The organism is Agaribacillus sp. DX54, assembly GCF_056858335.1.
In genome coordinates this window covers 1-480 of the sequence record NZ_JBXEQE010000129.1, presented here as the reverse complement: position 1 = coordinate 480, position 480 = coordinate 1, and the positions used below count along the sequence as shown (strand labels likewise).

The following is a 480-nucleotide window of genomic DNA, read 5'->3' as shown; positions in this document are numbered from 1 at the left end:
ATGCTGCAACACCAAATAATACGTTTCATTGGTAACATCGTCGGCCACCTTTACCTGTAACATCGGCGCTGTTGTCAAATCCATGTACAAGCTATCCGGGGCAATGGCTTTTTCTATCTGGGGCAATATATCCTGACCCCTATCTATGGATAGCTCTTCTACCGGCAAGTCCACTTCCCGTAATACCACCTGTAAAGCCTGAGAGAATCCATCGTTCAGCACACAGGTACGTAAAACATCATGGCGACCGATCACAAAAACTAAGGCACTTATAAACTCCGAGCGCTTGTCCGGCGATGAAAAGGATAATAAATTATACAAAATATAAGGGTCTCCTTTGCTGCGGTCGCTCATCAAATGGTGAAAATAGATACCCTCCTGTAAGGGGGATAAGGGGTAGATGTCCTGGATATTGATCCCACCCCCCGGAACCTGGTCCATAATCCTTTCCAATTCCTCTTGGCTCAAATCCACCAAAGG

General features: G+C 46.0%; 1 protein-coding gene. It reads right to left on the bottom strand.

The window, feature by feature from the left end; genetic code table 11:
• Positions 1-480: condensation domain-containing protein (locus AC04NP_RS30645; protein ID WP_482863944.1), on the bottom strand; the 480-nt coding region annotated here is incomplete at both ends.